Origin of the sequence: Mycobacterium sp. (genome assembly GCF_044370595.1) — a bacterium.
Classification (GTDB): domain Bacteria; phylum Actinomycetota; class Actinomycetes; order Mycobacteriales; family Mycobacteriaceae; genus Mycobacterium.
Genome location: NZ_JBILVF010000187.1, coordinates 1 through 5,875, shown reverse-complemented (window position 1 = coordinate 5,875; position 5,875 = coordinate 1). Strand labels below are relative to the sequence as shown.

Genomic DNA, 5,875 nt, shown 5'->3' with positions numbered 1-5,875 from the left:
TGTGGAATCCCTTCGTCGCCGAACGTCTGTTGCAGGGGCATTGGAGCCTGCTGCTGGCCTATGGGTGCCTGCCCTGGGTCGCCGCGACCGTGTTCGAGTTGCGGACCGCCGGTGGCGGCGTCGGCCGGTGGGCGGGACTGGCGTTCTGGATCGCGCTGGCCGGGTTGACCCCGACCGGGGTGATGCTGGCGACGGTGCTGGCGGTGGTGTGCCTGGCCGCCCCCGGCGGTGGCGTGACGCGTCGCCGCTGCGCCGGCGTTGTTGCGCTCATCGCCGCCTTGACCGCCGCTCCGTGGGTCACCGCCTCACTGCTGGGTAGCGGACTGGCCAGTGCCCGGGCCGACGGCCTGGCGGTGTTCGCGCCACGCGCCGAGCCTCTGCTGGGCACCCTGGGTAGCCTGGCCGGGCTGGGAGGCATATGGAACTCCGAGGCGGTACCGGTAAGCCGGACAACGGGATTCGCACTGATCGGCACGGTGGTATTGCTGACCGTGGTTGCCTGCGGTGCACCGGCGGTGGTACGCCAGCGCAGCAGCCGGGCGCTGCTGGGACTTGCCGCAGCGGCCGTCCTGTTGCCGGCGGCGATGGCTACCGGGCCCGGCCTGAGCGTGCTGAGCGGCGCCGTCGAGGCCATCCCGGGGCTGGCAGTCCTGCGGGACGGGCAGAAGTGGGTGGCGCTGGCCATGCCGGGATACACCCTGGCCGGCGCGGGCGCAGTGCTGGTGCTGCGGCGTTGGGTGCGGCCCACGGCGGCCGCGCTGCTGTGCTGTGTCGCCTTGCTGGCGGTCCTGCCTGATCTGGCCTTCGGGGTCGGTGGGCAGCTTCGGCCGGTGCGCTACCCGCCGGGGTGGCCGGTGATGGCCGACGAGATCAACGCCGATCCGTCGCCGGTGGCGGTACTGCCAACGGCGACGATGCGGCGGTTCGGCTGGTCCGGGCGGGCCCCGGTGCTCGACCCGGCTCCCCGATGGGTGCGCGCCGAGGTCTTGAGCACCGGCGATCTGCTGGTCGCCGGACAGACCGTGCCCGGTGAAGGCGTTCGGGCCCGCGCGGTGCAGCAGTTGCTCGAGTCGGCCGCCGGGCCTCAGGCGCTGGCCCGCGCCGGGGTCGGCTGGCTGCTGGTGGAGCGTGGGACGCCCGGCCCGATGGGTTCGGCCGGTCAGATGCTCGACCGGATGCAACCGGTGTACGCCGACAGCGACATCGCGCTGTACCGGATCGGCGGCACCGGCGAAGCCGCGCCGCGCGCACACCGGGTCGCGGTGATCGGCGCGCACCTGATGTGGGCCGCGACCCTGTTGGCCGGTGCGGCCGGTATGGCCGTGGCCGCGGGGCGACGGGGCGGTCAGTCCGGACGGTGACCGTGGCGGCGCTGGTAGTCCTCGCGGATCTGGGCGTCGCGAAGGCGGGTGCGTGCGTCGACAAGATCGGGGTTCAGGCCGTGCTGTCGAAGCCGATGGGCACGCCACACCTTGTCCAGCGCATGGGCGAAGTACACGAACGGCAGCAGCAGCAGCGAACTCATCGCCAGGTGCATGCCGGTGCTGGCCGGAATCAGCCACAACGGGGAGACGAGGAGGATCGCCGGGATGCTGACCCGGACCAGCGTGCGCAGCCGGGCGCCTTTTCCGGATAGGTCCTCGGCCACCCAATCGTCCATCTCCGGGGGCAGCACCTTGCCGTAGCAGTAGGCGATGTACTGGATCAGGTTCGGCCGGGCACTGCTCATGTTTGGACCACCCCGCTGACACGCCCCCCGGCGTTCACGGTGTCCAGCACCGTCTGCATGGCCGCCGCGCTTTGCGGCCAGGAGAATTCCCGGCTCCGGGCCTCCGCCTTCGCGCCGAGTTCCTCACGCAGCACCCGATCGCACAACAGCCCCTCGAGTCGGTCGACCATTTCATCGCGGTCATCGACAAGCAGTCCGGTCACCCCGTCCACAATGGAGTCCACCAGGCCGCCGGACGATCGGTAGCCGATCGTCGGAACCCCGTGCTGAGCCGCCTCCACCACCGCCAATCCCCAACCCTCTTTGCGGGAGGGCAGCAGTTGCACCCAACAACGTTGCACCACAGCGTGTTTGGTCTGCTCATCGACGTGGCCGTGGAAAGTCACCGCGCCGCCGATGCCGAGGCGTTGCGCATGCTCCACCAACCGGTCGTGCCACCAGCCGCCGCCGACGACATCCAGATGCAGATCGGGCACCCGGGACCGCAGCACCGCGACGGCATCGAGAGCGTCCTCGATCTGTTTGTGCGGAACCAGCCGGGACAGCACCACCACCCGTGGGGTGGCCGACCGCGCACCGCTCAGCGACTCAGGTGGAGCCTGGTCCAAACCGTTGCGGACGATGGCGACCCGCCGGCCGTCGACACCCAGGTCGGCCAGGTCGCGCATCGACGGCAGCGACACGGTGACGTACTGGTTGCGGCGGTGCAGCCACGGCGAGAGGCGGGACTCCACGAACCAGCCGATCCGGCCCAGAGTCGGTCCGGCGACCGGCCACTGCTCGCGATGACAGTGGTGCACGAGCACCACCACGCGCCGGCCGAAGGCCAGTCGCGCCAGGAACGGCAGCCCATTCTGGCTGTCGATGACCACGTCGGGGCGGGTGTGCCGCAGCGGCCCTAGGCCCACCCGGGAGGCCAGCATTGCTAGGCCCGCCCTGATGTAGACGGTGTAGGGGCCGCCGCCGCGACTGATTCGCACACCGTCGAGGGTGTCGGCGATGGTGGCGCCGTCGTAGCGGGCAGTGCGGAGGGTGACCTCGACCCCGTTGCGGGCGAGCAGGGACCCGATCCGCTGAAGGTAAGTCTCACTCCCGCCACCCTGCGGGTGCCCGGTGTCACGCCAGCACAGCAGCAGCACGGAGCGAACGGATTCGGACATCGCCACCAGCCTATCCTTCGTGTCGCGAGGGTCTTTGAGGTCACTAGGGTCGTTGCGGTGCGCGTGACCGATGAATTCTCCCGGCGAGCGACGATGGGCCGCTCCGTGCGACTGCTCGCACAGTTCCGTCACGAGCAGTCCGATCCGGCCCGGTTCTACGGCGCTCTCGCCGAGGACACCGCAGCCATGGTGACCGCCCTGTGGCAGCGAAACGGCGGCCGCAGTACCTCCACAGTCCTCGACGTCGGCGGCGGCCCCGGTTACTTCGCAACCGCTTTCACCGAGGCAGGCTGGCGGTACATCGGCGTGGAACCGGATCCGCGGGAGATGCATGCCGCGGGCCACTCCCATCGCGGCGGACCGGGCACCTTCGTGCGAGCCTCCGGCCTGGCGCTGCCATTCGCCGACGCCAGCGTCGACGTCTGCCTGTCCTCCAACGTCGCCGAGCACGTGGCGCAACCGTGGCGGCTGGGTGCTGAGATGCTCCGGGTGACCCGTCCGGGTGGTATGGCGATCTTGTCGTACACGGTGTGGTTGGGGCCGTTCGGCGGCCACGAAACCGGCCTGTGGCACTACCTCGGTGGTGCCCGCGCGGCCGACCGTTACACCCGGAGACACGGCCATCCACCCAAGAACAACTACGGTTCGTCGTTATTCGACGTCTCCGTCGCCGACGGCCTGGCGTGGGCCCGGTCCACCGGGGCACTGGTGGCTGCATTCCCCCGCTACCACCCGCGATGGGCATGGTGGCTGACCTCGGTACCGGGCCTGCGGGAATTCCTGGTGAGCAATCTGGTGCTGGTGTTGCGGCCTTCTTGAGCACCGAAGTGACACAGGTTCTCGCCAGGGCGATTCGTCGGTACTGTGATCCACATGACACAGGCGGCGTACAAGACCGAATACGACAAGCTCTTCATCGGCGGTAAGTGGGTGGAGCCGTCCACCTCCGACGTCATCGAGGTGCACTCGCCCGCCACCGGCGAGTACGTCGGCAAGGTGCCGATGGCCGCCGCCGCCGATGTCGACGCCGCCTGCGCGGCCGCCCGCAAGGCGTTCGACGAGGGCCCGTGGCCGAGGATGACTCCGCAGGAACGCCAGGCGGTGATCGCCAACGCAGTCAAGGTGATCGAGGACCGCGCCGACGAGTTGAAGTTTCTGCTCAAAGCCGAGACCGGTCAGCCGCAGATGATCATCGACATGATGCAGTACGGCGCCGCGCTGTCGGGTCTGCAGTACTACGCGGCGGCCGCGGAGAAGTTCACCTGGCGCGACATCCGCGACGGCATCTACGGCCAGACCATGGTGCTGCGCGAACCGGTGGGCGTGGTGGGCGCAGTCGCGGCCTGGAACGTGCCGATGTTCCTGGCCTGCAACAAGCTCGGGCCGGCTCTGCTGGCCGGATGCACGGTGGTACTCAAGCCCGCCGCCGAGACTCCCTTGAGCGTCAACGCGCTTGCCGACGCGTTCGCCGAGGCCGGCCTGCCCGAGGGCGTGCTGTCGGTGGTGCCCGGCGGCCCGGAGACCGGACGGGCGCTGACCGCCAACCCCGACATCGACAAGTACACCTTCACCGGCAGTTCCTCGGTGGGCAAGGAGGTCGGTCAGCGCGCCGCGGAGCGCCTCAAGCCCTGCACGCTGGAACTGGGCGGCAAGTCCGCGGCCATCATCCTCGAGGACGCCGACCTGGACTCCACGATGGGAATGCTGTTGTTCTCGGGTCTGATGAACAGCGGTCAGGCCTGCGTGGCGCAGACCCGGATCCTGGCCCCGCGGTCGCGTTACGCGGAGATCGTCGAGAAGATCGGTGCCGCGGTCGCCGCGATGCCGGTCGGGCTCCCGGACTCACCGGGCGCGGTGATCGGCCCGCTGATCAGCGAGAAGCAGCGCGAGCGCGTCGAAGGCTACATCCAGAAGGGCAAGGACGAGGGTGCCCGTCTGGTGACCGGCGGCGGACGCCCCGAAGGACTCGATGACGGCTACTTCGTCCAGCCCACGGTGTTCGCCGACGTCGACAACTCGATGACGATCGCCCGGGAGGAGATCTTCGGGCCGGTGCTGGCGGTGATTCCCTACGAGGACGAGGCCGACGCGATTCGGATCGCCAACGACTCGGACTACGGACTGGCCGGCAGCGTGTGGACGACCGATTACGCCAAGGCGATCGAGATCGCCTCCAAGATCCGCACCGGAACCTACGCGGTGAACATGTACGCCTTCGATCCCGGCGCCCCGTTCGGCGGCTATAAGAATTCCGGGATCGGCCGCGAGAACGGGCCCGAGGGCATCGAGGAGTACGTCGAACTCAAGAGCGTGCTGCTGCCCTTCGGCTACACGCCGACGAGCTAGCGCCCGACGGTCTGGCCCGGCGACCATTCCGAGCTAGAAGACCGCCCGGACGATCATCTCCGCGACGGCCGCGGGCCGCTCGGCGCCGTCGATCTCGATGGTGTGTTTGACCGTCAGGTCGGCGGCATCGCCCTTGGCGGTCGCGTCGGCGAGTTCGGAACGCACCCGGATCCGCGCGCCGACCGGTACCGCGTTGAGAAAGCGGACCTTGTTGAGTCCGTAGTTGATGGCCAACTTGGCGTTCTCCAAGCGAAAGTTGTCCTTGCTCAATGCCGGGATCAACGACAGGGTCAAGAAGCCGTGCGCGATCGGTGCCTTGTAGGGGCTCTCGGCCTTGGCGCGTTCAACGTCGACGTGGATCCACTGATGGTCGCCCGTCACATCGGCGAAGTCGTTGACCCGCTGCTGGTCGATCGTCAGCCAGTCACTGACCCCGAGTTCCTGGCCGACCAGCGCCCGGGCCTCCTCGATGGACGTGATCACCTTCATGGTTCCGCCTTCCGCCAGGGAGTATGGCTTGGATCATAAATGGCATTGTCATCAAGCTGTAACGCGGCGGCTTTGCGGCTGAGATCCACCCGGACTATGTTCGTAAGCATAGTTACGTTCAAGCGGCGTGCACCGGAGAGGAGGCCATCCA

The 5,875-nt window shown here is 68.7% G+C and carries 6 protein-coding genes; 3 read left to right on the top strand and 3 right to left on the bottom strand.

What is annotated here, in order from left to right:
• Positions 1–1,361: MmpA family trehalose lipid delivery protein (locus ADBZ5N_RS16940; RefSeq protein ID WP_526259427.1), on the top strand; the 1,361-nt coding region annotated here is incomplete at its 5' end.
• Here ADBZ5N_RS16940 and ADBZ5N_RS16935 read toward each other — a convergent pair.
• Positions 1,346–1,729 carry a DUF5313 family protein gene (locus ADBZ5N_RS16935; RefSeq protein ID WP_526259425.1) on the bottom strand — a complete coding sequence of 128 codons (384 nt, stop codon included), beginning with the start codon at positions 1,727–1,729 and terminating at the stop codon, positions 1,346–1,348. The genes ADBZ5N_RS16940 and ADBZ5N_RS16935 overlap by 16 nt on opposite strands.
• Complete coding sequence (locus ADBZ5N_RS16930) at positions 1,726–2,889, bottom strand: glycosyltransferase family 4 protein (protein WP_526259423.1); 1,164 nt, start codon at positions 2,887–2,889, stop codon at positions 1,726–1,728. Before ADBZ5N_RS16930 ends, ADBZ5N_RS16935 begins: the two co-directional genes overlap by 4 nt.
• Positions 2,890–2,946: 57 nt before the next feature.
• On the opposite strand from ADBZ5N_RS16930, the gene ADBZ5N_RS16925 reads away from it, so the two are divergent.
• Positions 2,947–3,708 carry a class I SAM-dependent methyltransferase gene (locus ADBZ5N_RS16925; RefSeq protein ID WP_526259421.1) on the top strand — a complete coding sequence of 254 codons (762 nt, stop codon included), beginning with the start codon at positions 2,947–2,949 and terminating at the stop codon, positions 3,706–3,708.
• A gap of 54 nt (positions 3,709–3,762) precedes the next feature.
• Complete coding sequence (locus tag ADBZ5N_RS16920) at positions 3,763–5,235, top strand: aldehyde dehydrogenase (RefSeq protein WP_526259419.1); 1,473 nt, start codon at positions 3,763–3,765, stop codon at positions 5,233–5,235.
• A 33-nt stretch (positions 5,236–5,268) separates the two neighbouring features.
• Here the strand turns inward: ADBZ5N_RS16920 and ADBZ5N_RS16915 are convergent, their stop codons facing one another.
• Positions 5,269–5,724 carry a MaoC family dehydratase gene (locus tag ADBZ5N_RS16915; RefSeq protein ID WP_526259417.1) on the bottom strand — a complete coding sequence of 152 codons (456 nt, stop codon included), beginning with the start codon at positions 5,722–5,724 and terminating at the stop codon, positions 5,269–5,271.
• Between the last annotated feature and the right edge of the window lie 151 nt (positions 5,725–5,875).

Coding starts and splice junctions, on each gene's coding strand:
- ADBZ5N_RS16915 (WP_526259417.1), bottom strand. CDS start 5,724: ATGAAGGTGATCACGTCCATCGAGGAGGCCCGGGCGCTGGTCGGCCAG.
- ADBZ5N_RS16935 (WP_526259425.1), bottom strand. CDS start 1,729: ATGAGCAGTGCCCGGCCGAACCTGATCCAGTACATCGCCTACTGCTAC.
- ADBZ5N_RS16930 (WP_526259423.1), bottom strand. CDS start 2,889: ATGTCCGAATCCGTTCGCTCCGTGCTGCTGCTGTGCTGGCGTGACACC.
- ADBZ5N_RS16920 (WP_526259419.1), top strand. CDS start 3,763: ATGACACAGGCGGCGTACAAGACCGAATACGACAAGCTCTTCATCGGC.